The 25,073-nt window shown below is 58.3% G+C and carries 20 protein-coding genes; 5 read left to right on the forward strand and 15 right to left on the reverse strand.

The window, feature by feature from the left end:
* Positions 1 to 233, forward strand: a 233-nt coding sequence (locus tag ONB52_00005; protein MDZ7414518.1) for a transposase domain-containing protein, incomplete at its 5' end; no start/stop codon positions are given.
* Between the two features lie 1,246 nt (positions 234 to 1,479).
* Here the strand turns inward: ONB52_00005 and ONB52_00010 are convergent.
* The 10 genes from ONB52_00010 to ONB52_00055 form a co-directional block, all read right to left on the reverse strand.
* Positions 1,480 to 2,595 carry an alpha/beta hydrolase gene (locus ONB52_00010; protein MDZ7414519.1) on the reverse strand — a complete coding sequence of 372 codons (1,116 nt, stop codon included), beginning with the start codon at positions 2,593 to 2,595 and terminating at the stop codon, positions 1,480 to 1,482.
* Positions 2,592 to 3,104, reverse strand: coding sequence for a Gar/GrdA family gentamicin resistance ATP-binding protein (locus ONB52_00015; protein ID MDZ7414520.1), 513 nt, complete (start codon positions 3,102 to 3,104; stop codon positions 2,592 to 2,594). The genes ONB52_00010 and ONB52_00015 overlap by 4 nt, the downstream gene beginning before the upstream one ends.
* A gap of 147 nt (positions 3,105 to 3,251) precedes the next feature.
* Complete coding sequence (locus tag ONB52_00020) at positions 3,252 to 3,704, reverse strand: VOC family protein (GenBank protein MDZ7414521.1); 453 nt, start codon at positions 3,702 to 3,704, stop codon at positions 3,252 to 3,254.
* Positions 3,705 to 3,871: 167 nt separating this feature from the next.
* Positions 3,872 to 4,648 (reverse strand): OXA-198 family carbapenem-hydrolyzing class D beta-lactamase, encoded by a 777-nt coding sequence (gene blaOXA / locus ONB52_00025; protein ID MDZ7414522.1) that lies wholly within the window; start codon positions 4,646 to 4,648, stop codon positions 3,872 to 3,874.
* Between the two features lie 134 nt (positions 4,649 to 4,782).
* Positions 4,783 to 5,328 (reverse strand): hypothetical protein, encoded by a 546-nt coding sequence (locus tag ONB52_00030; GenBank protein ID MDZ7414523.1) that lies wholly within the window; start codon positions 5,326 to 5,328, stop codon positions 4,783 to 4,785.
* Positions 5,329 to 5,534: 206 nt separating this feature from the next.
* Positions 5,535 to 6,623 carry an IS4 family transposase gene (locus ONB52_00035; GenBank protein MDZ7414524.1) on the reverse strand — a complete coding sequence of 363 codons (1,089 nt, stop codon included), beginning with the start codon at positions 6,621 to 6,623 and terminating at the stop codon, positions 5,535 to 5,537.
* Between the two features lie 140 nt (positions 6,624 to 6,763).
* Positions 6,764 to 7,234 carry a tyrosine-type recombinase/integrase gene (locus tag ONB52_00040; protein ID MDZ7414525.1) on the reverse strand — a complete coding sequence of 157 codons (471 nt, stop codon included), beginning with the start codon at positions 7,232 to 7,234 and terminating at the stop codon, positions 6,764 to 6,766.
* A gap of 53 nt (positions 7,235 to 7,287) precedes the next feature.
* Entirely contained in the window at positions 7,288 to 7,581 is a 294-nt protein-coding gene (locus ONB52_00045) for a phage integrase N-terminal SAM-like domain-containing protein (GenBank protein MDZ7414526.1), read from the reverse strand.
* 242 nt (positions 7,582 to 7,823) lie between these two features.
* Positions 7,824 to 10,100, reverse strand: a complete 2,277-nt coding sequence (gene purL / locus ONB52_00050) for a phosphoribosylformylglycinamidine synthase subunit PurL (protein MDZ7414527.1) — start codon at positions 10,098 to 10,100, stop codon at positions 7,824 to 7,826.
* Entirely contained in the window at positions 10,097 to 11,434 is a 1,338-nt protein-coding gene (locus ONB52_00055) for an NHL repeat-containing protein (protein MDZ7414528.1), read from the reverse strand. Before ONB52_00055 ends, purL begins: the two co-directional genes overlap by 4 nt.
* 444 nt (positions 11,435 to 11,878) lie before the next feature.
* On the opposite strand from ONB52_00055, the gene ONB52_00060 reads away from it, so the two are divergent.
* Entirely contained in the window at positions 11,879 to 12,247 is a 369-nt protein-coding gene (locus ONB52_00060) for a hypothetical protein (protein MDZ7414529.1), read from the forward strand.
* A gap of 68 nt (positions 12,248 to 12,315) precedes the next feature.
* Here ONB52_00060 and uvrC read toward each other — a convergent pair whose 3' ends face one another.
* The 3 genes from uvrC to ONB52_00075 form a co-directional block, all read right to left on the reverse strand.
* Positions 12,316 to 14,172 (reverse strand): excinuclease ABC subunit UvrC, encoded by a 1,857-nt coding sequence (gene uvrC, locus ONB52_00065; protein ID MDZ7414530.1) that lies wholly within the window; start codon positions 14,170 to 14,172, stop codon positions 12,316 to 12,318.
* Between the two features lie 21 nt (positions 14,173 to 14,193).
* On the reverse strand, positions 14,194 to 15,756 hold the full coding sequence (locus ONB52_00070; protein MDZ7414531.1) for a hypothetical protein: 1,563 nt from the start codon (positions 15,754 to 15,756) through the stop codon (positions 14,194 to 14,196).
* Between the two features lie 68 nt (positions 15,757 to 15,824).
* Positions 15,825 to 17,183 (reverse strand): hypothetical protein, encoded by a 1,359-nt coding sequence (locus ONB52_00075; protein MDZ7414532.1) that lies wholly within the window; start codon positions 17,181 to 17,183, stop codon positions 15,825 to 15,827.
* A gap of 1,197 nt (positions 17,184 to 18,380) precedes the next feature.
* On the opposite strand from ONB52_00075, the gene ONB52_00080 reads away from it, so the two are divergent.
* From ONB52_00080 to ONB52_00090, 3 genes are all read left to right on the forward strand, one after another.
* Entirely contained in the window at positions 18,381 to 19,298 is a 918-nt protein-coding gene (locus tag ONB52_00080; protein MDZ7414533.1) for a fumarylacetoacetate hydrolase family protein, read from the forward strand.
* A gap of 388 nt (positions 19,299 to 19,686) precedes the next feature.
* Positions 19,687 to 21,423 carry a S8 family serine peptidase gene (locus ONB52_00085; protein ID MDZ7414534.1) on the forward strand — a complete coding sequence of 579 codons (1,737 nt, stop codon included), beginning with the start codon at positions 19,687 to 19,689 and terminating at the stop codon, positions 21,421 to 21,423.
* 362 nt (positions 21,424 to 21,785) lie between these two features.
* Positions 21,786 to 22,784, forward strand: a complete 999-nt coding sequence (locus ONB52_00090; GenBank protein ID MDZ7414535.1) for a threonine/serine dehydratase — start codon at positions 21,786 to 21,788, stop codon at positions 22,782 to 22,784.
* Between the two features lie 343 nt (positions 22,785 to 23,127).
* Here the strand turns inward: ONB52_00090 and ONB52_00095 are convergent, their stop codons facing one another.
* Both ONB52_00095 and ONB52_00100 read right to left on the reverse strand, forming a co-directional pair.
* Positions 23,128 to 24,195, reverse strand: coding sequence for an NHL repeat-containing protein (locus ONB52_00095; GenBank protein MDZ7414536.1), 1,068 nt, complete (start codon positions 24,193 to 24,195; stop codon positions 23,128 to 23,130).
* Positions 24,116 to 25,036, reverse strand: a complete 921-nt coding sequence (locus ONB52_00100; protein ID MDZ7414537.1) for a xanthine dehydrogenase family protein subunit M — start codon at positions 25,034 to 25,036, stop codon at positions 24,116 to 24,118. Before ONB52_00100 ends, ONB52_00095 begins: the two co-directional genes overlap by 80 nt.
* Positions 25,037 to 25,073: the final 37 nt, after the last annotated feature.

A 25,073-nucleotide genomic window follows, 5' to 3' on the forward strand; every position in this document is an offset into this window, starting at 1 on the left:
TGGTTGAGAATGCCATTCGACCGGTGGCATTGGGTCGCAAGAATTATCTCTTTGCCGGCTCGCATGAAGGCGCCAAACGCGCCGCGATGATTTACACCCTGGTGGCCACCGCCAAGCTGCATCAGGTTGAACCCCTGGCTTATCTGCGCGATATTCTCAGCCGCCTGCCCGACCATCCCATCACCCAGATCGCCGCGCTGCTTCCGCAAAACTGGCGCACGCCGACTGCTTGAGATTGGGCCCTGTCCCAGTCGCACGAGGCTTGATGATTTGATATTTCCTGCCACCAGCGTATTCTCCCCCGCTGTCGCTCGTTCGCTGCAATACTGCTCCCTGTCCGGCGAGGGCCTTTCTCGGAAGATCTATCCCGGCCACAGGGCCGTTATCTGAATTGCCATTCGGTTGCCATTTCCGGCTGGTCGCCACAAAAGCGCGCTGGAAAAAGTTCGAAAATACCTCTTGCTGCGGTAAGCTTCAAGATGGGTTCACCGGGTGGATACTTTGATAGAGCGTGCCACCGACCCAAGTGGTCAAAGCGACCACTGAGAGCCACAGTGAGACCAGAAGTATTCGATCGCGAGCAGTCACGTTCGATCCATCGCATTCTTGAACGGCCTAACGGGCAGGCTGTGCGGCGCTGGCGCGCTCAGCGACCTCCACAGCCGAAGCCAAAAACCTTTGAACTTTGCACGATTTGAATTTCGTCCCGGCGCGGCAGCGTCCGCCACCAGCCGCTTGTTAGCACAATTGTGTTTTCACGTGTTTCAGCAAGCCAGCGTTCGACTGAGCTCACGCCGAAGTCGGCAAACAGGACGTTCTGCCGAACTCGACAGGACGTTTCTTTAAGCACTCTCGCCAACTTGCCATCTTCGCACGCCTCGCCCGCCAGGGCAAGTTGGCGAGGGTGCCACCTTCTCTGTCAAAGGTTTGCCCGCGCAGCGGGGAAACCGGAAGACCGCCGAGCCAGCGCCAAGAACTTTTTGGCGGGTCAAAGAGCCGTCAGCAAAACCCGGCGTTTATGATTTCAAATCAACATAAGCTGCTTCACGAATCTCGTTAGCAGCTTGCAAATCGTGTCGTCTCTTATTTCTCTTCGTTAGCACTCGGATATGTTCGTCAGCTCATGAGCCAACTCATCGTCAGCATTTAGACCTCGACAAGCTCGGTCGAGTCGATATGATCGTTAAGCTCATGCACGAATCTTTCTCGCGCGGCCAGGACGGCAGGGGAGGGCGCGAGCAGGACGCGTCGTAGCGCGCTTACGATCTTTAAGATTCATCACGAACTCATTGCCAACCATCTACATCTTATTTTTTTCGCGAGCTAACGCTCCGGTTCAGCGGCCCGCGTAGGCGGGCAAGCCCGCCGGAGCGGGTCCGCTGCAACCGGTTGTTGGACGGCTCTCTTGACCCGGGACGGATAGTGGCATCGTCTTTCAGGACGACCGTGTTTAGTTCTCACCAAGTCGCGTTCTGGTCCTCATCGTTGCAGAATGCCCAACGCTTGCAATTCCCTCACGAGCGTGGTGTTGAAGCGATCGGCTTCCTCGAAGGGGATGTTGTGCGCGGACTCGTCGAACCAGATCAGGCGCTTCAAAGGCGCCTTCAGATGACCGAAATACGTGGATGCGATTTCGCTGTCAGTGTGGCGATCGTATCGACCGAGAAAGAAGAGGACCGGTACATCTAAGGCGGGCACGTCGCGGGCGAGATCGAGCTTGAGCAGCTCGTCGTGCATCGCCTCAAGGGAGACGTTATTAGCGCGAATGAAGCGAGGGATCTCCCACGGCGTGACCAAGCCGCGGAAGATGCCGCAGAATGCCACCCAGAAGCGGTTGGGCTCCTGGTGAAACAGACCACCGTATTCCTTGACGAGTTCCTCGACTGCAAAAGCTTCCTTGGCGCTGTCGAACGGTGGCGCGCCGATCGCTTCAAGTCGGCGAAGCATCTTCTCGTCACCGCGCCTAGCTGCTTCCTTCTTTAAGAAAGTGTACTCGGCGACGTGTGCCTCGCGCATGGACACGATCTGATTGACGCCGACGAATGCAGACACCTTCTCTGGATGCGCGCGGGCGTATAGCATGCCGAGCGCGCTTCCCCACGAGTGCCCGACGAGAACTACCCGATCCCGTCTGAGAGTCCGCATCAGATGATCTACGACCGAATCGAGGTCCGCAAGATGTCGTGCGACCGTTAGCAGGCTGGGGTTAGCCTGGTCGCTGAAGGAACGTCCGGCGCCGCGCTGGTCCCAGTAGACCACGACGAAATGATTTTCTATCTCACTGTTGTAGTAGCGGAATAGCGGACGTTCAGCCCCACCTGGGCCGCCGTGAAGCCAAAGCATTACCGGCGCGCGGCTGTCGGCACCGCGCACATGCAGGTAGAGCTCGGCGCCGTCCACGGAGAGGTATTCGGCGGAGTCGAGGGCGCCAGGCGACGTGACCGCTCCAAGAGATGAGCAGGATACGGCGCAGGCGATGACGACGGCCACGAACCCAACGGACAGGACAAGCGTCCGCCACAACGGTGTTGGAATAATCTGACTAGGCATCGTGATATTCGCCATGTGATCAACGCCGTAAAGTCGTGACTTCATCGCTGCTCAAGGCGAAGCAAGAGCGTCGCGACGAGATCCGTCGGCGTTGCCGACACATCAAAGGGTTCACCCAGACTACCACTACCCCTCTTAAACAAGACCTGGCGTTCTTCCTCGACAGTCCGCCGTTCGAACTCCTGCTCGTCGAGTGCGCGTGCACTTTGACGGCGCTGGATTCGCCGAAGATTCTCGTCAAGCGGAAGGGTCAGCAGAAAACAGCGGATGACGGCGTCAGCGTCGACATCGAGAAGCCTATCGCGCAAGTCGTCGAGCTCCTCGGGCGTTCGCCAGAGGTGGTTGATGACGAAATGGCGGTAGCCATGCCGCCGGCCGTGTGCGACGAGCAACGCGATCGCCGCGTGCAAATAGGCAAGCTCATCGACTGGCGGCGGGTTTGTCGCAACGAGGTGGTCGCCGTCTAGCATCACACACTGGTCGATGCTCTCGGTGAGTGCCTCGGCGAGTGTTGACTTTCCGATGCCGAGCGGTCCATTCAGGATGATGATCATGCGTGATTCGTTCGTCGAGACTGCCAGGCGAAAACAGACGAACCCGATTGCTGGGGTAAAGTCGTCACGCCGCCCAACGGTCGGGTTCAGCCGCGTTGCGGAGCGCAGCGGAGCAACGTCGGCTGCAACCCGGTGTTAGCCGCCCCGTTAGTTTGACCACGATTGTAGCTCGATGATATTGCCTTCTGGGTCGGTGACGTAGCACCAAGTTACTTTTGCACCAGTCGCAACGTGCAAGGTCACAATTTCACCGATTGCGTGGCCACCCGCCTGTAAAACCGCCTTTTGAGCGGCTGCTACATCATCAACCGAAAAGGCAATATGCCCAAAGCCTGGCCGATTCACGGCGGTTTTACCCCGACTTTCAAGAATGTTGTAGTTGAAAATCTCTAGCGTGGGACCGTTATCATCGTAGCCAGGTAATCGCAGATGTACACCGCGCAGATGTGCGCCTGGAATCCCCGTCCCCGCTTCGAGTTTCTCGCCTTGAAAGTCGCGTTCTGGCGGAACGGGAACGCACCCAAAAACTTGCTGGTAGAAGTTGGCAAGCGCCCGCCAATCTTCGGCGATGAGATTTGTGTGAACATATTTCGCAGCAATATTCATCGTAGTGTTTCCTGTAGGTTGCTTGCTATACAAGGTGGCTTCTGAGTGCAACGGAATAGCATGAAGGTTACCGACCGTCGTAATTGCAACGAGGCGGCTAACGTAAAGCTAAGGGGCGCGGCGGCTTTTTGCCGCGTCCCGCTTGAGCGCCATGTTATGCATCATTCGATGACTCCTTTTGTTTGCAATGCTTCTCGCGTCAGCTTCTGGCGCAGGGGCAGGTCCATTTCGTCATGGACTGCCAGGTTCGTGGCAAAAAACCACACATCCTTTGACGTTTCTACGTAGCCTACATACCAGCCGATTTGCGGCTTTACTCTCGCTGCCCAGCCTGTCTTAGCTCGCAACGTGAAAGCCGGGGTTTGCTCTACAAGCATGATTTGTCGTAGCGTTTCGTAAGACGATGTGCTGAATGGGAGAGAGCGCTGATAAACTTTTTTGAGGAATTCCACTTGTTCTATTGCGCTGATTTCAAGTGAACCATCAAGCCAGAATGTTGTTTCCTCAAAAGGCTCGCGTAACTCACCGTAAGCTGACTTGCGTAGGTAATTTCGATACTTCTCCGCGCCGACCCGGCGTGCAAGCTCCTGAAAACACCAGACACAAGAAACCTTAAATGCACTTTCCAGCGTCTGGTCACGATTCCAATCTGGAAAATCGTAAGTACGCCCGTCCCACTTCAGCACGTCGTCTTTTCCCGAAATTGCTCTTTCTTCGAGTGAGATCAGCGTATTCAGTATCTTGAATGTAGATGCTGGCGAGAATCTATGGTTTGCACGGGGATCGTTGTGAATGAATGTCTGCCCGCCGTATAACGACGAAATCACAATAGTCCCGTCAATGCCTCGCTGGGCAAATAGCTTGGCGATTGCTTGGTCTTCAGCTACTGCTTGGCCAGAAAAAAGGAGGACAAAAAAGGTGATGAAGAACTTACACATGTGTTTATGCATAACACCAGCATCAGCGGCAAGAAAACAGAGAGCCAAGTTTGATCGAAGGAGAAGCCATGAATCACCACAAACGAAATTTATGCCACTGTTTTCTTGTCCGCTGGATGCTGGGTTAGCCCCATTTATGCTTGACCTGTGTATGCTTTCACTTCAAAGGGCTTTGCTGATTTCCACATGAATTCAAATTGATCTACAAAATATTCATACCATTTTCCATCACGTGTTGGTAATAAATCAAAAGCCGGTTCATTACCCCACCCAGTGACGTGAGGATAAATTTCGACAATTACTTGCCCAGTTGGACGACGCGCGTCAAAACTGTAGATTGCAAACGACGGCGGGTAAGGTAAAAGACGGACTTCGAATTTGCCCTTATTTGTACTGCCATTTCTTGACTGATATTGATATAAGTAAACTAAATCTTGAAAAGTAGCTTCGAGCTTAAAACGGTAATATTCCACATTAGGATCTTCGCTGCGCAGGTCTGAAATTTTCAACGCATTTGACGTCGGATCAACGACAAGAACACGTACCGTTGCTCCAACTGAAAGTCGCTCACGGATATTACTCAATTGTCTATTAACCGCAGTCGTAAGCGTCACGCCGCACATATCAATATTGTTTGCTGACTGAATATCACTGCTGTCCGGTTTAAAATAGTAAAACAAGCTGTGCCGCGTTGTGGGATTTCTGCTGCGGGGCTAGCTTTCGATCAACGGCCAAGAGCAGAGCCGCAAGCGGCATGCGGACAAAAAAGTTCTCGCGCAGCAGTCGTTGTTGTTGGCTGAATTGCCATTCGGTTGCCATTTCCGGCTGGTCGCCACAAAAGCGCGCGCTGAAAAAAGTTCAAAAATATCTCTTACTGTGGCAAGCTTCAAGATGGGTTCACCGGGTGGATACGAATATGTAACAGCGAGTATTGACACTTGGTTTGATACTTCAGGTATGCCAGCAGCAAATAAGTAATCATCGCAATCCAAATCTGCGTCATGACGGCATTCTCGGAGGTTCCGAAGAAGATTTTGATTTTGAGATGTTGTTTGATCCACTTAAAAAAGACCTCGATCTCCCAGCGGGCCTTGTAAATTTGTGCAATGGTCAATGCCGCCAAATGAAAGATGTTCGTCAAGAACTCGTATACATTGCCGGTTGCAGGATCACGATAGACCACCAAGCGGAGTTCGATCGGGATATCGTCGGCTTTGGTGCCCGTGATGCAAATGACTTGATCTTTGAGAATTCCTTGAGCACGAGCATGGTCGGTTAAGACGGGCAACCGATGATCAGGATTTCGCAGGACACGATAGCTCATGTTGTCTTTAGCGCGCGTGACAAAATACGCTCCTTGTTCATCGATATGGTTGAGCCATTTGTAGTCAATCATGGCGCGATCGAACACCAAAATATCATCGGCTTCGATTTCAAGTGTGCGTGCGACCTTGATTTCATGGGTTTTCCCAGAGGTGATGTGCACAAAATCGGGAATTTGCCCGCGATGATCCAGGCGCGTATGAATCTTAATGGCGCCTTTGGTTTGACGAAACTTGGCCCACGGAAACGTGGCCAGACATAAACTGATCGTTGTGGCGTCAAAAGATTTTAGTGGATTCTTAAAACGAAAGTTGTGTTGCGGGACAAGGTCGCGGCAACGCGACAATATGGCTTCAAACAGGTCTTGATAGATGTGCCAATCGCGCTTGGCATTGGCATCGGCCAATGTCGAGTGGGAAACGCTCTGCAGGCCGAGATGATAAAAATAATTCTCTTTGTTGGCGAAGCTGACTTCGATATCACGCAAAGAAACTTTGCCGGTGACTTGGGCATAGCTCATGAGACCAAACTGTGACCAGCACGTCATTTTGCGCGTCCGATAATCACCTTGATAGCGATCGACGCTCTGTTGGAAAGTGCGGCGAGGCATAAGTTTGAGAAATTGATTATACACCGTGCTGAATTGTTGCATAGCTTGAGCCTCCTGAAGTTTTGAGTTTCGGTTTTGTTGACATCAAAAATACGAAACGTGGCTTTGGGAGCTCAAGCTTTATTTCAAAAGGACGGTGAAAAGTTTAAGTTGGCTTCGTTATCCACAAGAGTGTGGATAAGTCACTCGCGAATCTCAAGGGTAACGTCATTGCCAATTTCAGATTGACCCCGGGAAAAATGGGCGCTTTTTGCCCTTTGGGCTATACGAAATGCGCTCAACCGGACAGCAGTGCGCTCGCTGGTATGATGGCGCTGCAAATTTCCGGAAATCTTGTTGGGCGAAATGTCCTGCGAGGGAAAAACGTATTGCCAATTGAATTCACGGCTCAATCCCGTATACTTTCGATTCAGCGCACAGGGTAAATCAACCGTGCCCAGGCCTTTTTGCAAATCTGCATCGTGCAGCCTTTTGACTTTGGCCAAATGCGCTTGCAGCGGTTGTATCAAAATTTGCGGCAGCGGCACGGGTCGGTCCTTCTCGCCTTTGCCGCGGCGAACCACGATCCGGCCCCGCGCAAAATCGAAATCTTTCACGCGCAATGTCACGCACTCCTCCACGCGCAAGCCGCAGCCGTACATGATCGCCACCATAATCCAGTCTTTGCCGGTAAGATGGCTCATGAGGGCTTTGATTTCCTTTTTGCTCAAACCACCGGCAAGGTCTCCGGTTTTTTCGCCCACGTCATTTCACCGAATGATCCGAGTTCCTGTTTCAAAACATGTTTGTACAAAAACACAATGGCAGAGAGCGCCTGATTCTGCGTGGAAGCCGCCACTCTTTCCTGCACGGCCAGGTGTGTGAGAAATTCTTTCACTTGCGGCGCGCCCATTTCGCGCGGATGGCGGAGACCATGAAACCGAACGGAGCGTTTGATCCCGCCCACATAGGCTTCTTCGGTGCGAGGGCTGAAATGCTTGGCGCGAATCACGGCGCGCACCTGGTCGAACAGCTTGGGCGGGGATGAAGACGAAGGTGGTTGTCCCTCGCGAGGGAGAAGAGGGCCGGTTATGCGTGCACTGCGGCGGTGGTTCTCGGAAGGGGGAGAAGCGATTTTTCCCCCAAGGCAACGGCGGAGTATTCATGGAGGGACTCCTCGTGACTGCCAGCGCCCTGGGTGGTTGCGTGGAGCAGCCGCCCCAATTTCAATTGGCGCAAGTATGCAGATTGGGAAGAATTTTGTCAAGAGGAATTTTTGAAATTGTCATTTTGCAGTGGTTGGTGGGCAGGTCTTGCTTGTTCTTCCAACAGCCGCTCGATTTCCCCGAAATACCGCTCCGCGAGTGACGCGAGTGGGAGTTCCAGAAGCGAGTTTATGCACAGCGTGTCGCCGCCAACTTTTCCCAGAAAGGAAATTGGGACGCGGTGTTGGGCGCAGAGCGCGGCGATTTGGCGGCGTTCCGCCGGGGCATAGGAAATGATGATGAGGGATTGGCTTTCACCGAACAGGGCAAAATCCGGGCGCACGAAACCAGGCAGTGCAATTTGTGCGCCCAGGAATTTGTCTTCATTCATGAGGCAGCATTCGGCCAGGGCCACGGCGAGACCGCCATCGGAGACATCATGCGCGGAATGCACCAGCCGCTGCCGAATCATCTCCAGGCAGGCCTGCTGCAGGGCTTTCTCCCGTTCGAGATTCAGGGTGGGGCAGTCGCCGGTCACCAGACCGTGGATGACTTTGAGGTACTCGCTGCCGCCGATCTCTTCGAAATTCGCACCCAGCAGCGCGATTTCATCGCCGGCCTGCTTGAAATGCGCGGTGGTGGCACAGCTCACGTCGTCCAGCACGCCCAGCATGCCGATCACCGGCGTGGGATAAACTGCGGCGGTGGGACTTTCATTATAAAAGCTGACATTGCCGCCTGTCACCGGGGTTTCCAGGGCACGACAGGCCTCACCGATGCCTGCAATCGCCTCCTGGAACTGCCAGTAGACCTCCGGTTTGTAGGGATTGCCGAAGTTCAAACAGTTGGTGATGGCCACCGGCCGGGCGCCGGTGACAGCCACGTTGCGCGCCGCCTCGGCCACGGCAATGGCCGCGCCGCGGCGGGGATTGAGATAAACATAGCGGCCATTGCCATCCGTTTTTACTGCCAGGCCTTTGCGCGTGCCTTTGAGGCGGAGCACGGCCGCGTCGCCGCCGGGCAGGATGATGGTGTTGCTGCGCACGGTCGAATCATATTGCCGATAGATCCAGCGTTTGCTGGCGATATTCGGCGAAGCCAGCAATTGCAGCAGGCAGCTGCCGAGATCGGGCGGCAGCGGCAGTTTGGCGGCGGAGAAGGCGCGCGTGTTTTCCAAATAAGCCGGAGGTTTGGCTTCGCGAATATACACCGGCGCGCCGCCGCCGAGCACCAGGCTGGCGGCGGGTATAACCGCGACTTCCCGGCCGTGGTGGCGCACACGCAGCATTTTGTCGGTCGTCACTTTGCCAATGAGGGCCGCGTGCAAATCCCACTTGCGGCAAATTTCCGCAATGGCCTCCTCCCTGCCGGGCCGCGCCACCACCAGCATGCGCTCCTGGGATTCCGACAGCATGATTTCATAGGGCGTCATGCCGGTTTCGCGCAGGGGCACGTTTTCCAAATCGATTACCATGCCGTGCCCGCCGCGCGCCGACATTTCGGAGGTGGAGCAGGTGAGGCCGGCGGCGCCCATGTCCTGAATGCCGATGATCAAGTCGGCGCGGATCATTTCAAGCGTGGCTTCGAGCAGGAGTTTCTCGGTGAAGGGATCGCCAACCTGCACCTGCGGCCGTTTGCTGGCGCTGTGTTCGGAGATTTCCTCGCTGGCGAAGGTGGCGCCGTGAATGCCGTCGCGGCCGGTGGCGGAGCCGATCAGGATGACGCTGTTGCCCGCGCCGCTGGCCGCGGCGCGCGCCATGCGATCATGCGATACCAGGCCGACAGCCATGGCATTCACCAGGGGATTGTCACGATAGCAATCTTCGAAATAAACCTCGCCGGCGACGGTGGGCACGCCGAAGCAGTTGCCGTAATCGCCAATGCCCTTGACCACGCCCCTGACCAGGTGGCGCACGCGGCGGTCGCTGAGACTGCCGAAGCGCAACGAGTTGAGTGCGGCAATCGGGCGGGCGCCCATGGTGAAGATGTCGCGCAGAATGCCGCCCACGCCGGTGGCGGCGCCCTGATACGGTTCGACCGCGGAGGGGTGATTGTGGCTTTCAATTTTGAAGACCACGGCCAGACCGTTGCCGATGTCCACCGCGCCGGCGTTTTCTTCACCGGCTTTCACCAGCAAATCTTTGCCCTCGCGCGGCAGGGTTTTGAGCTGGGCAATGGAGTTCTTGTAGCTGCAATGTTCCGACCACATCACCGCGAAGATGCCCAGCTCGGTGAAGGTCGGCACGCGGCCAAGGATTTGCAGGATGCGATGGTATTCTTCCTCGCTCAGGCCGTGTTGCAGAGCGAGCGCGAGCGTAACTTGTGGTTCCGTCATGGTGCGGTGTGAATTCTGGTCTCGACAGTTTTTTCAAAATGCATGTAGCTGGAATAAGTCGGTTTGATGGTCAAACGGAGGGTGAATTTGCCGGCGGCTACCGGTGCCAGCGGCGACTGCTTGGGCGGCAGCAACGCGGGATCGACCGGTTGCCAGGCGCCGCTGAAGGTTTCGCGATTGGCGCCGGCAAAACGCAGGGTGTTGGTCATCGGCTGGACCAATGCGGTGCCTTCGGCATCGCGAATCTCGAGGGTGACGAAGCTCGGTTCGGTCAGGAAATAGCTGACTTCGAGCAGCCGCTGATTGGTGAGGCGGGCGTTGAAGTCGCGCACATCGGTGCCGATCCAGTAATATTGCACGGCTTCGCGTTCGGCGATGATGACCTGGCCGAAGCGTTTGTAAATGGCGAGGCCGCGCGGCTCGTGAAATTCCCTGGCGCCGCTGCCGCGCCGGCCGAAGCGGGTGAGGTAGTTGAGATGGCGGTCGAACTTGTGCAGACAGTGATTGGCGGTGTCGGTGACGTAGAGGTTGCTGTAGTAATCGAGGGCGGCATAAGCCAGGCGGGCGTTGGTGATGCCCAGGCCTGCCATGGTGCGCGAGGCGAGCAGTTGTCCGTCGGGAGAAAATTTCTGCAGCCGCTGCTGCTCCTGGTCGATGACGATGACAAAAGCGTCTTTGTAATAAGACCAGGGCTCGCTGGCGTCGGTGGCGGCCACGGCCGTGGGGGCCTGCAGCCCGCCATTGGCGCCCCAACTGTGCAGCAGTTGATCGTCGCGATAGACCGCGATGCGATTGTTGCCGGTATCGGCGACATAAACAGTTTTGTCGGGGGAAATGGCCACGTCACGCGGGGACCGCAGGCCGGTGAGAGCGCGAATGTAGCGCAGCTCGCGGCCGGGATTGTGAAAATGCACCACGCGATGGTTGCCGGTGTCCGCCACGTAGACTTCGCCGCTGCGGTGGGCGGCTATGCCATGCGGCTGCCGCAGGCGGCGCTCGCCGGTTTCATTCATGCCATAAAAAGCGATCGCGCTGCGCGAGGTGTTGAAGATGATCATGTTGTAACCGGCATTCACGCCGTAAACCGTCAACTCATCGTCATCCTCCGTGCGTTTGGGATCCTCCCAACTGTCCAGCCGGGTGGCAGCCACCCCCTGGGGATTATCGACCTTCACACTGTTCTTGGTGTACAGTTTGAGATGGGTGGCGGTGGCCTTTTGCACCCAAATGTGCAGGAAGGGCGGAAAGACCAGGGTGGTGGGATCATCTTTGCCGCCGGGCATTGGAAAAACTGTGGCGTGCGCGAGCAGCAGGGCTGCAAGGAAAAAGCTCATGAAGGGTCGCGTGTCGGAATGGATTGCCCACCGCAAAGGTGCGGCTGAGGTTTCAGATTCTCAAAATTGCTTGATCGCAAAGTAAAGCTGTGAGCCGCGCAGGACGTTGTTCTTGTCATATTGCCGGGAAGCCTCTGCAGCGCGGCCTGCCTCTGCAATCGCCGGGGCCTGCGACATGACGGGGTGGTGGCAGCTCCGTCCCCCTTTTGATCTGCCACGGCTTGGCCGTGGCATTCCTGCGAGAGCCTCCGCAGGATCGCAGGATAAAGCCACGGTCAAACCGTGGCGGAACGGCTATTTTTTGCGAAATCCCTGCGTGTTTTGCTTTTTGAATTTTATCGCATCGAAAAAGTTGGCACCTGAATTTTGCACCCAGATTGATCCCCTCCGTGAAAAACCCCGATTTGATCGCGATACCCAGCCACTTTTCAGTGAAGCTGTTTTTTGCATTTCCCCAAACTTCGTCAGGAGTGGCCTGCCTGGCTCTCCTCAAAAAAACCGCGCCAGATCATGAGAAAGAAATTCTACAGGCCACGCCTGACGGAGTTTTGTGAACACGCCATTTCTTCCGGACGACAACAAGGCGACAAGCAAAATTCAGATAATAGCAAGGCAGAGATTCAACCCTCGATGTCAAGAGCAAACCCCAACGATCCGCCCACGAAAGCAGAAATCCCACGGCAAAAGCCATTTCGTGGCAGTCCGTTTTCGTGGAAGAAAAGCTGTGACGCCTGCGGCAAAGGAACGAATTTCGAAGTCAGGATTGCTCGACATTTTCATCCCGATGGGTGTCCATACGGGCATGGCAAATGACCCCGGCTCCGCCGCACGTGATGGTTGCAACCGGGTTGCAGCACCTGCCGTGCGCGGAAAGAAGCAGCTCATTCTTCGTCAGCGGGCATTTCTTGCCGGGCGCTCTCCGTGTGAAAATAATCCCAAATGCGCTGTGCCAGGGCGGGGGTGATGCCGCTGACCAGCAGGAGTTCGTCGACCGAGGCCTGGCGCACGCCTGCGAGCGAGCCGTAAAATTTCAGCAGAGCCTTGCGCCGCGCCGGGCCAACGCCGGGAATCTTCGACAGCTCGGAGGCCGTGGTGCGCTTGCGCCGCAGGCTGCGGTGAAACGTGACACCGAAGCGGTGTGCTTCATCGCGGAGTTGCTGCAGCAGCTTCAGCCCGGAGGAGGTGCGCGGAATGTTTTGCGCCTCGGCAGCGCCGGGCACGAACACTTCATCCAGACGCTTGGCGAGCGCGGCAATCGGCAGGTTGAGCTCGAGCCGCTGCAGCACGGCGAGCGCGGCATTGAGCTGGCCTTTGCCGCCATCGACGAGGATGAGATCGGGCAGGGGCAGCTTCTTCGCCAGCGTGCCGGCATAGCGGCGTTCAATCGCTTCGGCCATCATGGCGAAATCATCGGGGGTCTGCGTGCCACGGATTTTGAATTTGCGGTAATCCGATTTTTTCGGCCGGCCGTCTTCAAAGGTGACCATGGCCGCCACCGGATCCGTGCCCTGGAGGTTGGAGATGTCGAAACACTCGATGCGGCGCGGCGGTTGCGCCAGCCGCAAATCGCGCTGCAGCGCCACCACGCTGTGCGGCAGTTTGAGCCTGGCCTTCATCTTCTGCAGCTTCAATTCCTGCAGCAGCAGATGGGCATTTTTGCCGCACATTTCCACCAGTTTGGCCTTTTCGCCCAGCCGCGGTGTGACCAGGCGCACCGGGCCTTGGCGCTGCAGCTCCAGCCAGGCGCGCACCTCCTCGCTTTCCGGAATTTCGACCGGCAGAATGATCTCCTCGGGGATGAAATCAGCTTTGAGATAATACTGCTTGGTGAAGGCAGCCACGACGTTTTCATACGGCTCCTGAAACACGCCGTTGAGATAGTAGTGCTGCCGGCCGATGATTTTGCCCTCGCGCACTTTGAACACGGCGCCGGCGGCATCCTCATCCTCCAGCGCCACCGCCACGATGTCCCGGTCTGTGAGATCAGCGGTGACGACTTTCTGGCGGTATTGGAATTCTTCGATGAAGCGGATGCGGTCGCGCAGTTTGGCGGCCTGCTCGTACAGCCGTTTTTCCGCCAGCGCCAGCATTTTTTCCTGCATCTCCTTCACCACCAGCCGGTCGCGACCGTTGATGAAGTTGACGACCTGCTGCACCACCTGGCCGTACTCGGCGGCGGAAACCAGGCCCTCGCAGGGGCCGTCGCATTTTTTGATGTAGTAATCCAGGCAAAGCTTGTATTTCTTTTTCGCGATGACTTCCGGGGTGAAATGATAGTTGCAGCTCCGGATCGGGAAGATGCGTTTGATCGTGCGCAGCAGCGCTTTCATTTGCCCGACGTCGGTGTAGGGGCCGAAATATTGCGAGCCATCCTTGACGAGCGTGCGCGTCGGGAAAATGCGCGGAAACAGTTCATTGGTGACGCGGATGTAGGGGAAGCTTTTGTCGTCGCGCAGATTGACGTTGTAGCGCGGGCGGTATTCCTTGATGAGATTCATCTCGAGAATCAGCGCTTCCATTTCGGAATCGGTGACGATGATCTCGAGGTCGGCGATGCGGCTGCGCAGCCGGGCGGTTTTGACATCCAGCGGCCGGCTCTCTTGAAAGTAGGAGCGCACGCGGTGACGCAGCACTTTGGCCTTGCCCACATAGATGATCTTGCCGGCGCGGTCTTTGAATTGATAGACGCCGGGTTTCAGGGGAAGATTGTCGAGCTTGTTTTGCAGCGTACCGGACATGTGTCTTGCACAGGAAAGCAATCAAAAATACATGAAGCCGGCGATCACCAGGGCGGCGAACACCAGCGGCCAGAGGAACGGCAGCGTGGACCTGGTGATCTCCACGGCCTCCACCCGGGTGAAACTGGCGATCCAAAAGTTGTGGCTGTTGGTGGGATCGCACACGGCCTGCAGCGCACCCACCGCCAGCAGCATGGCCATGATCTGTTCGGTGGAGAGGGCGCCGGCGGCCAGCAGGATGGCGGCAAAGCCGCTGCCCAGACCCCAGATGTTCAAGGGCCCGCGGTAGAGGGTGAGCGGGGCCAGCAGGCCAAAGATCAACACAAAGGCCGGCCGCGGCATTCCGCCGGCCGGCAGCAGGGGAGCCAGCAGGGTGTGGAACGCGCCGGCGATGTTTTCGTGTTTCACCGTGGCCAGCAGCATGCCGATGCCGGTGATCAGGAAGAGCGCCGGGCCGGTGCTTTCGAAACACTCGAGGATCGACTTGGTAAGAAGCTGCACCGCTTCGCGGCGAATCGTCAGCAGAATGGCGATCAGCATGCCGGCGAGGAACGCCAGCGTGGCTTCCATTTTGATTCCAAAAATCAAATAGAGCGGCAGCAGCGGCGGCAGAATGGCGGGAAAGATGCGGCGCAGTTTGCCGCGTCGCAGGCTGCGCACCAGCCGGTAGATCGTCCAGGAAAAGAACGGCAGCAGCGCCACGGCCGTGGTCGCGGGGCTGAGCGCCGTGCGGCCGGGTTGTGGCAACAGGCCGGGAATGATCAGCAGATTCGCCAGCAAAACGAGCAACGATGTCAGCGCCAGCTCGCCCTCGAAGCTGGAAGCGATGATCGCAAACAACAGTCCCGCAAGGAAAGCCGGCACGATGGGCCAATCCAGCACCAGAACGAGCAGCAGCGGTACGAGCGGCGTGAACAAGGCCAGTCGTTGCAACGGCGGTTTGACCGGCGCCGCGGCGATGGTGGCGAAACGGTGAAGCCGGCCGGGCCGCAGATGCCACAGGCAGAAGGCCAGACCGAACACGGCAAACAGGGCCACCATCACCAGCGCGAAAGCACGCACCTGGACCGGCGTAACCCCGAGCACGTTGACGTAAAGCTGCCAATTGCGCAGGTTGAGCATGCCGCCCATTGACAAGCCAATGATCATGACAGCCGAGGCGGTCACCGGTGGAATGCCGGCATTGAGCATGATGGGCAGAATGATCGAGCCCGCCACAATCACGGTGCCCAGGTCGCCGAGCACGACGAAAATGGCGGCGGTAATGAACATCAAACTGAGCGCGAGCACCAGCGGCCGGTCACCAATCAGCTCGGCGGTGTAGCGGATCATCAGTTCAACGCCGCCGCGATTTTTGATGAACATCGCGAGCACACCGCCAAAGATGGTGGCGAGCAGAGTGGGGCCGAACGTCAGTGGCCCGTTTTGCAAGACGTGCTCGAGCAGATAGTCCCCGGGCACCCCCGCAGCCAGTGCGAACAGCAGCGCCATCAGTGGCAGGGCGAGCATGGCTGACAGCCGCTTGAGATACATCAACAGCACGCCTCCCGCCAGAATGACAAGCAAAAGCGCTGGGACCAGCACGGGTTCATCCTAAAATGAGGTGTGACGGTCAGAATTGCGGCCCAAAGTAAGGAGGGAGAGCGCGAAAGTCAAACGGATTTTCCGGCGGGCGGACTTGCGCCGGCGGTCGTTGCGCCGCGACCGTGACGTTTCGCGCCGAGGGCGCGCAACGCCGGCGGAATGGTGACGAGCCAGAGAATGAAATAGGGATATTTGTAGCGCGGGTCCCCGACGGTGAGAAGATTCATGGCCAGGCCGAAAAGGCTGAAGAGATAGAGCACGGCAAAGCGCTCCCGCCAGAAGGCGGATTTGCTGGTGAGCACCTGAACCGCCTGGCAGAGCACGAGGGCAAGCAGGAAAAAATAGCAGATGTGATGCACGCATTGCAGCACAAGGAATCCCGCTTTGAAACACAGCGATTCCCCCGCCAGAATTTCATGGAAGCTGCCGGCCTGCAGCATTTTGCCAATGCGATAGAGATTCCAGGCGTGGCTGTGCGTGAGGGCATTGATCGCCCAATCGTCACGCGCAAAAAGGTGGAACAATTTGCGCGGGAGGAGCGCGAGCCATTTCAGGGGATGAGCACGAATCCAGCGCAGGGCTTGCGCCGTCCAGAAATCGCCCTTGGCCACGAAGGTCATGGCACTGTCCGCCGCAAGCTCGCCCGGTTGTCCGGCGGCGAAGACGCGCTTGTTGTAGGCGCCGTTGGCGAGATCGTTGGCGCCCATCAGCAAATTGGCGGGGCCGGTGGTGGAGGTGAAAACGAATTCGCCCACCGCGCGTTCGCCCAGGCCGCCCAAAACCGCCAGCACGGCGAACGCGCTGCCGGCCAGTCCGAGAATGGGTGCGCGCCACTGCCGGCGCCGCAACAAGCCCGGGACCTCGACGGTGAAACAGGCGAGCAGCAAAGCCCAGCCGAACGGGCGCACGCCGATGGCCAGAGCCAATGACACCCCGGCGAGCACCGCCGCCCGCCAACTCCGGTGGAGATAAAGATTGAGACTTGCCAGGCACAGCACGCCAAACAACAGTTCCGTGAGATTGTGCAACACCAGCCCGAGATTGGTGAGGTAGAGAACGTAGAGCACGACCACCAGCCGCGCCCAGTGTTTCCGCTCCAAAATTTTGCGCGCGAGCCGGTAAAGGAGAAAAAGCTGGAGGGCATTGAGCACGAGATTGGCAAACAGAATCGTGGCCGGCGAGTTGTGCAGCGCGAGCAGGCCGATGAGAAAGTTGATGTACACCGGCGCCAGGATGTAATCGCTGAAACGGTGTTGCGGCAGGGGATAGCACCGGCCGGCAGCCAGGCATTCCTGCGCCAGACGATAATGCTCCAGCGAATCATTCTCGAACGGCAGGGGAAAGAAGACGACATAGATCAGTTGCACCGCGAAGTAAAATGCGAGTAGTGCGCAGAGGCCGCGCTGCTGTAGTTTGCCGGAGTTCATCTTGGCTGGCGGGCGGTCATTTTCGTGCCGCGAGAGCGGGTTTGAAATGTCCCGTCCTGGCAGCTTGCGGATCCCGCAATGGTGTGCTTGAAAACGCCACGGGTGCCGGGAAAAGTATGTTCGCCACACTGCCTTTTTGTCGCGAGGGGAGTGCAAAAAGTTTTTTGAAATGCGCAGCCGAGACATCACAAAGTCGCAAGGAAAAATTTTGCAGCCTGATCTCCCGGCGACTGTGCGTTCGTTTTTTGTTTGCCACGCAAATGCCGTGGCGCAGGCTTCCAACCTGCCGGCGGACAGAGGGTCTGTGCCGCGTTATCACGGTACGGGTGTGCAGGCACAGTATCACGAAAATGCCGTCGGCATCAGACTCGCCGGCATTCGGGATTGCCTGTGCCAGCAAAGCAACAAAACAGCAGCACGGTTTGCGCGGAAAAATAAGCCGGTGGCGCCCACTTTTCCAAGCGCAAATTGCCTGCGCCGACAGCGTGGGAAAATCATTCTGCACGCATGCCGCGAAGCTGCGATTGGAGCCGGCAGGAATTCTCCCGCCTCTCAGATTTCCCCTGAAGATGCCGTGGCGCCGGCTGCCAGCTTTGGCGAAGCGATAAAATCAAAAACCAAAAACTCGCAGGGACGCAAAGCTGCGGCGGCTTCGCAAAGAGCTCCTCTCGTCTCGCCACGGTTTGACCGTGGCTTGATCTTGCGATCCTGCGGAGGCTTTCGGCCGGCATGCCACGGCCAGGCCGTGGCAGATCAAATTTGACGGTGAAAAAACGGGTGCATCTGTCGAAATCCTGCCTGGTGGAGAACTCTGCCGCGGAATCGATACTCTCCGCGGGGGCCTCCCTGAAAACATGACATGCCGGTTGTCGCTTGCAATCATCACCGCATTTGCCTCCCGCGCAATGCCGCAGTGACGTGTGGCGGAGTAGCGCAGAAATCTTTTCCACGGGCAGGGAGTGTTGCGCGCCTTCCACACGTTACCGAACCAACCAGATAACTGAGGGATTATCTTCCCGCCAAATTTGGGCTTGCCTTTGGAGGCATTTGTTGCTACCATAGCCGGCGATTTTGCGGCGGAAGAACGCTTCTCGCGAACGCCGCCGGTTTGATTCACCCCGCGTTGCGCCGCCGTGGCGCCGGGCGATGGCAGGGCCGGCAGCAGGGCGGCAGGCATCCCAGCGAAAAGGACCGCACGTGACCCGCGCATTTGCCTATCTCGACAAGAACAATCTTCCCATGATCGGCGTGGAGTGGAGTGAGCCCGGTTCGGGCACCCCCCCCGTGGCCTACAATTTTTCCCGCGCCTGGGATTTGTTCAAACAGATCAAGCTCAAAAACAAAGCCCCCCAGCTCAATTTCCTGCAGGTGATGCTGGAAATCGACGTGTTCCATGTCGAGACCTTCGATGAGGTTTTTCTCACGCTGCAGGAGTTCCGGCCGTTGCAGGATTTGATTCTCAGCGAAGCGCATGCCTTTCAGGTGCCGGTGGCACGGCCGCAAAAAATCATCGGCATCGGCCGCAATTATCGCGAACATGCCCGCGAGCTCAAAAATCCGCTGCCGTCCGAACCCATCTTTTTCTGCAAATCGCCCTCGGCATTGATCGCCCATCAGGAAGCCGTGCGGCTGCCCGCCAAGGTCGGCGCGATTCACCACGAGGCGGAACTGGCGGTGGTGATCGGCAAAGCCGGTTCGAACCTCAGCAGCCGTACGGCGCTGGAGCATGTGGCGGGGTACACGATTTTGAACGACGTCACCGCGCGCGAGCTGCAGCAGAAGGACACCGCCGCGGGCCTGCCCTGGTTTCGCGCCAAGAGTTTCGACACGTTCTGCCCGGTGGGGCCCTATCTCATCCCGCGCGGCTGTGTCGCGGATCCGCAGGCGCTCACCATCAAGCTCACGATCAACGGTGAAATCCGACAAAACGGCACCACGGCGGACATGGTGTTTCCGGTGGCCGAGCTGGTGAGCTATGTCTCGCGCTTTTGCACGCTGCAGCCGGGCGACATCATCGCCACCGGCACGCCCGAGGGCGTGGGGCCGTTGCATCCCGGCGAGGTGATGGTCACCAGCATTTCGGGATTCGGGGAATTGATCAATCCAATCCTCTGAGCCGGCACAACCCGGCGGTGGGGTTTGCCCCGGGGTGATCGGGAAATTGTTTGAAAGAATCGGCGCCTGTTGCCGCCTGCTGCCGGCATCTTGCGCGCTGGTGGCATGATCCGGAAGAGCACCATCGTGGCCGCAAAGATCATGGAGACACTGATTGCCACCGCTGAAAAATCAGCACGCCACCGTGTTGTTCAGCGTCCGGAAAATTTGGTTATGGCCGTAGGACATGACGGGCGGCAAGTTCACTGCCCCCGCCCGGGAAGATGCCGCAAAACTTCGAGAAATGCGCCGGCACTTGTTGTCTTTGGTGGCATGATCGTTCCCTTGCCCTGCTCGCGGCGCCGAACAGGGGAGCAGCGCTTTTTTACTAAAGCAAGGAGACCATCTCATGAAGGAACTCGGCAGAGGTTTGCTGGTGGCGGTGCTGTTGACCGGTTATGCCGTACAAGCCTTTGGTCAGCCCTCGTTTCGCAACAAGCCGGAGATCGTTCCCGGTGAAATCATTGTCAAGTACAAAACCCCGGGGCCGGTTGATGTCAACGCTCTGGCCGCCATCGGTCTGGCACGGGTGAAAACATTTGGCAATCAGCAATTCATGCTGGGCCGCATCACGGCCGGGCGGAATTTGGAGGCCGTGTTGCAGGCATTCCGCGGCCGGCCGGAAGTGGAGTATGCCGAGCCGAATTACAAACTCTACATCTACGGCGCACCGGCCACGCCCCCGGTTTTTCCGAATGACGAGCGCTTCAATGAACTTTATGGCATGCACCAATCCAACGACAACGACATCGACGCGCCCGAGGCCTGGGGCCTGACCACCGGCGATCCCACTCTCATTGTCGGCATCATCGACACCGGCATCGATTATGACCACGAGGATTTGAAGGCCAACATCTGGAACAATCCCGGGGAAAGCGGAACCAAGGCCAACAACCGCATCGATGACGACGGCAACGGCTACATCGATGATTTCCGCGGCTGGAATTTTGTCTTCAACAACAACGATCCCTACGATGACAATGATCACGGCACGCATTGCGCCGGCACGCTGGGCGCGATCGGCAACAACAGCAAGGGCGTGGTCGGCGTCAACTGGCAGGTGAAGCTCATGCCGCTGAAGTTTTTGGGACAGGACGGTTCCGGCACCACGGCGGCGGCGGCGGAAGCCATCATCTATGCAGTGAACAACGGCGCCAGGGTTCTGAGCAACAGTTGGGGCGGAGGGGAGGCCTCGCAGACGCTCGAAGACGCCATCAAGTATGCCAATCAACACGGGGTGATTTTCGTCGCGGCGGCGGGCAATGACGGCCTCAACAATGACGTCACCGCCAATTACCCCTCCAACTACAGCGTGGCCAACGTGGTCGCGGTGGCCAGCTCCGACCGCAATGACAATCTCTCCAGCTTTTCGAATTATGGCCGCGCGACCGTCGATCTGGCCGCGCCCGGCTCCAGCATTCTGAGCTGCCGGCCGTTGAACCGCTATCAACTGCTGAGCGGCACCAGCATGGCCACCCCGCATGTTGCCGGCGTGTGCGCGCTGGTGTGGGCGAAGTATCCCCAGCTCACCGCGCAGCAGGTGATCATCCGCGTGCTGGGTGGGGTTGATCGCAAATCCGCTTTCATCGACCGCATGGTGAGTGGCGGTCGTTTGAACGCGGCCAATGCCCTCTCCACCAATCCTGTGATCGCCCTGACCACGGATTGGCGCAATACCACCAACACCAGCGGGCCTTATCCGGTGGAAACGGGTGTGGTGGATGACGGCAGCGTAGCGCGCGTGCAATTGCTCTACATGCTCAACGGCGGCGCGGCGGACACGCTGAATATGACGCCCACTGGCACGCCGGACATGTACTCCGCCGGCATTCCCGGCCAGCCCCTGAACACCGAGATCAGTTACATGGTGCTCGCGACCGATGATCAGGGCAATCGCACGCTCGGCCCGACCTACAACTTCAAGATCTCGAGCGAGCCGGATCCGGGTGACGGGGGCGGTTGCTGTGGCCAGCAGGCCGTGGCGCTCAACGGCGCCAGTGCCACCACCCGATTCGCGCTGGGCACACCACTGAATATCGCCTTTTTCCTGCTTCCGTTGTGGCTGCTGCGCCGCCGCAAGCGGTGAAAGACAACAGGACTGAATCGACAGGATTGACAGGATTGCTGCAGCGACGATCCCGCTTGCTTTTAGTTCTGTCACTCCTGTCCCATGGCGCATAATTCCCGCCTGTTCAAAATTGCGGACGTGGGAGAAGAGGCTCCTGCATCAGCCCGGCCGTGGCAGCAACACTCCCGGTTTTTCCAGCATGCTCGCAGACCCCGGCACCGCCGGAATTGCAATAGTCCCGAACGGGCACTGAAGCGGGCACGAGTCCGGCTTGTTCGCTGATTCATTCCTGCACGAATGCTCCCGGGCAATCGTCATGTCCGTTTGCCCGGCAGGAGCAGTGAGTTTTATGTTGACCTCTGCCACCGTCGGGCAATCCCGTGTTGCGCGATCCTGCTCCCACCCTCGCTGCCATTCGTTCCGCCCGGCAAATGTTGGGCGATCTCATCCGCGTCACGCCGGTTTGGCAATGGCACAGCCGCTGTTTTGCCAAAGGGACGGAAGTTTTCCTCAAGCTCGAGTTGCTGCAACACACCGGCAGCTTCAAGCCGCGCGGCGCGCTCACCCGCATGTTTGCTCTCACGGCGGAGCAACGGGCGCGGGGTGTGACCGCGGTGAGTGCCGGCAACCATGCGGCCGCGGTGGGCTATGCCGCCGGAGTGCTCCACACCACGGCCAAGGTGGTGATGCCGCAGAATGCGGATCCTGCCCGTGTTGCGCTGTGTCGCTCCTATGGCGCCGAAGTCGTTCTGGTGCAAAATGTGCACGCCGCCTTCACTGTTGCGGCCCAAATCGCGGCGGCGGAGGAACGCGTTCTCATTCATCCGTTTGAAGGTCCGGAGATCGCGTTGGGCACGGCCACGCTCGGTCTCGAACTTTATGAGCAATGTCCCGCGCTGCAGGCGGTGGTTGTGCCGATAGGCGGCGGCGGGCTTTGTGCCGGGGTGGCCGCGGCGATGAAGCAGCTCAATCCGGATTGTCAAATCTTCGGCGTCGAGCCTTACGGCGCGGACACGATGTTCCGCAGCTTTGCCTCCGGCAAGCCCGAGTCCATCGCGGCAGTGACCACCATCGCCGACAGCCTGGGCGCGCCTTATGCCGCACCCTACAGCTTTGCGCTGTGCCGCCGCTTTGTCGATGCGCTTGTCCGGGTCGATGACGAGATGATCTGTGCGGCGCTTTATCTCCTGTTTCGTGAAATGAAACTGGCGGTGGAGCCTGCCGGCGCCGCCGCCACCGCGGCGCTGCTTGGGCCCCTGCGCGAGCAACTGGCCGGCAGGAAGGTCGGTGTGATCGTTTGCGGTGCCAATCTCGCGGCCGCCACTTTTGCCGGGCATCTCCGGCGCGGTGAAGCGGCGAGCGGCCATTGCTTTCCCTGAGGTGTTTTTCCGGCATGCGCATGTGCCGGGCCGGCACGAGGTCGGGAATGCCACGAGATCACACAGGCAGTGGGATGGCGCAGAGTTGGGGGAGACATCTGGCAGCGGGCACGGTCACTCAATCGGGCAACAACCCGTTGCGCATCGCGGGGCAATGGGGAGGGCGGGGGTTTGTGAGCTGGAAGATGAACCTCATTGGAGTGCATTTTCCCCGGGAGAAAGCAGAAGCAGGCAGGCGCGTGCCCCGGGAGGCGCACTGGTGCAAGCCCTGCGGCCGGCGTCTTGCCATTCGTTACCCACACAAATCAACACACAACCCAAAATTTTTACCTGCCCGCTGCCCTCAGGGTCTCACCTCCGTTGACAGCTTGAAGCGCACAATGCGGTTGTTCCCGGTATCGGCCACGTAAAGGGTTTTGTCAAAAAAGGCCACGCCGTGCGGATTGTGGAATTGCTTTTCGCCGGAGCCGGCGGAACCAAACGATTGCCGTTCCGCGCCCTTCGCTGAAAATTTCAACAGCCTGTTTCGCGCGGCGTCGATGACATAGATGTTGCCCTCCGCGTCGACTGTGACATCTTCCGGCTGGGAAAACTTGTCCACGGCAAAGAGATCAAAATTGCCCGCTGCGGGATTCAGCCGCGGCGCATAGCCGAATTCGCCGGCTGTGAGCCATTGCACCTTGAAGGAATTCTGGCCGGTCATGCAAAAAATGAAATCCGGCGAAAAATCCCGCAGGGCCGTGATGCCGCTGGGCTGGGAGACGGACATGATGCCCAAACCATTGGCCTCGAGATTGGCCGCGTCCGGCACGCGCACCTGAAAGTTCTCCGGGAAGATCAGTATTTGATTGTCTTCCTTTTCGTTGCCGGTCGCCGTGACGAGATAGGTGATGACCGCACGCCCCTGCACCGCCTGCAACTGTGCGGCGATGCCGGTGTAGCGCCGGTCGGGATTGTCGATTTCGTGAAAGACCGTTTGTACGGCTGCCTGCGCAATCCGATGCTGCACTGCGACCAGATTGAGGCGGTAGATTTTGTTGCTGCCGGTCACCACCAGCAGATTCAACCTGGAATCCTGGGCCAATGCGAGAGGATTGTCGATGGGTTGCGATTGCCCCAGGAGATTGCCGGCCAAATCCAGCATCAGAATGCGATCATTGCCGGTGTCGGCGATGTAGAGCAACGGCTCGCGCCCCACCAGGATGTCCTGCGGCTGATTGAGATCATACCCGGTTTCGGCGTTCCACACCGGCCGCAGTTGCAGGTAGGTCGTATCGCTCACCACCACCGATCCGCCGGTGTCCGCGGGCTGCTGGGGCAGCGGGAATTTTTCACCGCCACACGCCAGACTGCCCAGGGCCAGCAAAAGCAGCGGCCGGTGCCGCAGGCTGATCACCCTGCTCACAGTCATACAAAGCCCTCGCGAGAATATTGCCCGCGACCGTGCGGCGATAATCCGCCGTCGAGCGCACATCGGAAATCGGCCGGACTTCCGCCATCACCTGCGCACGCGCCGCGGCGATGCGATCGCGGGAGAGAATTTGATCTTGCAACACGGCTTCGGTTCGTGGCGCCCGCATCACAGTCGGCGCCACGCTGCCGAAGGCAATGCGGATGAAATCCACGCGCCCCGGCTGCGTTTGTTGCAGCAGCAGGGCCATCACCACCTTGGAAATGGCCTGCGCCTGGCGGGTGCCCACTTTGCGAAAGTATTGCCGCTCCTGCGGCCGGCGTTTCGGCAGGATGACGGCGAGCAGCAATTCATCGGCGGCCAGCACGGTTTGGCGATAGCCGGTGTAAAAGGCGTTGAAGGGGACCAGCCGCGTGCCACGGGCACTGCCCAGTTCCAGGGTGGCCTCGAGCACGGCGAGAACGGGCAGGGTGTCCCCGGCGGGCGAGGCATTGACAATGTTGCCGCCCAGCGTGCCGCGATTCTGAATCTGGCGGGCGCCGATCACGCCGGCCGCGTCCACCAGAATGGGCGCCTGTTGCTGCACCAGCGTCGAGCGCATGAGTTGTGTGTAAGTGGTCAACGCGCCGAGACGCACGGCGTCCTGCGTTTCCGCGATGCCGCGCAATTCCGCCAGTGGCCACAAATTCAAATAAGCCGGCGCACACTCCGTGCGTGCCTGCAGGGCAACCATGACGTCGGTGCCGCCGGCCAGCACTTTGATGCGGCCCTGTTCCTGCGTCAGAATTTGGTAGGCCTCCGCCAGGGTGCGGGGTGACCAGGCTTTGATGGCTGCAATCATCCAGACGCGCGAATCGAATGAATGGGGTGCAAATGCA

This window comes from candidate division KSB1 bacterium, assembly GCA_034506255.1.
Taxonomy (GTDB): Bacteria; Zhuqueibacterota; Zhuqueibacteria; order Zhuqueibacterales; family Zhuqueibacteraceae; genus Coneutiohabitans; species Coneutiohabitans thermophilus.